We start from the raw sequence: 265 nt of genomic DNA on the forward strand, positions 1-265 counted from the left end.
TATGTTGATAGCTCGGCCAACACTCACCGCTATCGCTGGCATTATCGGCCAGCTTAATGAGCACCAGCTTGCGCAAAGGATTACCCACCTTCGCCTTCATGGCCTTAACCATCAGGTCCATACTCATGCGAGTCTCCCCCGCTCAGCCAACTCAGCAAAAGCAGCCGAATTGACGTCACACACTTGTTTACGTAACATGTTGTTGCCTCTCTAGGTATTAAGCCCGTTCGGTCGTCAAACTAAAGCGGGCTTTCTTACATCTGCA

1 pseudogene is annotated in these 265 nt (G+C 50.6%); it reads right to left on the reverse strand.

Annotation, left to right across the window (positions count from 1 at the left end):
* Nucleotides 1-127, reverse strand: a pseudogene (locus MTCD1_RS19390) (helix-turn-helix domain-containing protein); the annotation flags it as partial.
* Nucleotides 128-265 lie beyond the last annotated feature (138 nt).

This window comes from Colwellia marinimaniae, from assembly GCF_002207865.1.
GTDB classification, from domain to species: Bacteria; Pseudomonadota; Gammaproteobacteria; order Enterobacterales; family Alteromonadaceae; genus Colwellia; species Colwellia marinimaniae.